Below are 2,015 nucleotides of genomic sequence, written 5' to 3' on the forward strand. Positions count from 1 at the left end.
TGTGTCTGTTGTTTGAGAACTCAATAGTGTGCCAAGTTTGTTGATACCAATTTATTTATATGGATTGGTTGAATGTGCCGGATCGTGCCACCCCGTGGTGTGGTCTGGTGTTTTTGGCTGGTTTCAAATTTTGTGCAATCAATACGTCCCGTTTTCCCGGGGGTGTTGGTTGTGTCTGTTTTTGTTTTACTTCAACGGAGAGTTTGATCCTGGCTCAGGATGAACGCTGGCGGCGTGCTTAACACATGCAAGTCGAACGATGATCCCAGCTTGCTGGGGGATTAGTGGCGAACGGGTGAGTAACACGTGAGTAACCTGCCCTTAACTCTGGGATAAGCCTGGGAAACTGGGTCTAATACCGGATATGACTCCTCATCGCATGGTGGGGGGTGGAAAGCTTTATTGTGGTTTTGGATGGACTCGCGGCCTATCAGCTTGTTGGTGAGGTAATGGCTCACCAAGGCGACGACGGGTAGCCGGCCTGAGAGGGTGACCGGCCACACTGGGACTGAGACACGGCCCAGACTCCTACGGGAGGCAGCAGTGGGGAATATTGCACAATGGGCGCAAGCCTGATGCAGCGACGCCGCGTGAGGGATGACGGCCTTCGGGTTGTAAACCTCTTTCAGTAGGGAAGAAGCGAAAGTGACGGTACCTGCAGAAGAAGCGCCGGCTAACTACGTGCCAGCAGCCGCGGTAATACGTAGGGCGCAAGCGTTATCCGGAATTATTGGGCGTAAAGAGCTCGTAGGCGGTTTGTCGCGTCTGCCGTGAAAGTCCGGGGCTCAACTCCGGATCTGCGGTGGGTACGGGCAGACTAGAGTGATGTAGGGGAGACTGGAATTCCTGGTGTAGCGGTGAAATGCGCAGATATCAGGAGGAACACCGATGGCGAAGGCAGGTCTCTGGGCATTAACTGACGCTGAGGAGCGAAAGCATGGGGAGCGAACAGGATTAGATACCCTGGTAGTCCATGCCGTAAACGTTGGGCACTAGGTGTGGGGGACATTCCACGTTTTCCGTACCGTAGCTAACGCATTAAGTGCCCCGCCTGGGGAGTACGGCCGCAAGGCTAAAACTCAAAGGAATTGACGGGGGCCCGCACAAGCGGCGGAGCATGCGGATTAATTCGATGCAACGCGAAGAACCTTACCAAGGCTTGACATGAACCGGAAACGCCTGGAAACAGGTGCCCCGCTTGCGGTCGGTTTACAGGTGGTGCATGGTTGTCGTCAGCTCGTGTCGTGAGATGTTGGGTTAAGTCCCGCAACGAGCGCAACCCTCGTTCTATGTTGCCAGCGCGTGATGGCGGGGACTCATAGGAGACTGCCGGGGTCAACTCGGAGGAAGGTGGGGACGACGTCAAATCATCATGCCCCTTATGTCTTGGGCTTCACGCATGCTACAATGGCCGGTACAAAGGGTTGCGATACTGTGAGGTGGAGCTAATCCCAAAAAGCCGGTCTCAGTTCGGATTGGGGTCTGCAACTCGACCCCATGAAGTCGGAGTCGCTAGTAATCGCAGATCAGCAACGCTGCGGTGAATACGTTCCCGGGCCTTGTACACACCGCCCGTCAAGTCACGAAAGTTGGTAACACCCGAAGCCGGTGGCCTAACCCCTTGTGGGAGGGAGCTGTCGAAGGTGGGACTGGCGATTGGGACTAAGTCGTAACAAGGTAGCCGTACCGGAAGGTGCGGCTGGATCACCTCCTTTCTAAGGAGCACCTACAATCACCTTGCCCCGTGTATGCGGGTGTGGAGGGTTTGTCAGGAGTACGCCCGTTGCGCAGACGCTAGTTCTGCGGCGGGTGCTCACGGGTGGAATATCAACAAATAGGTGCCTGGCGGCACATGCCGGCGGCAAGTACGGACACTCTCTCTTCGGAAGGGGTGCTCCTGGAACGCGGCCGGAATGTTTCGCTGGGTAGTGTTTGGCACACTGTTGGGTCCTGAGGCAACAGGACCATGGCACGGCCGCGCTTCCTTTCGGGGGTGTGGTGGTGGTGTGGGTTTT

General features: G+C 56.0%; 1 rRNA gene. It reads left to right on the top strand.

Annotated elements, in window-relative coordinates:
• Nucleotides 1-191: 191 nt before the first annotated feature.
• Nucleotides 192-1,715: ribosomal RNA gene (locus ABIB26_RS23620) — 16S ribosomal RNA — on the top strand.
• Nucleotides 1,716-2,015 lie beyond the last annotated feature (300 nt).

The sequence above is a fragment of the Arthrobacter sp. UYEF20 genome (genome assembly GCF_040546335.1).
Lineage (GTDB): Bacteria > Actinomycetota > Actinomycetes > Actinomycetales > Micrococcaceae > Arthrobacter.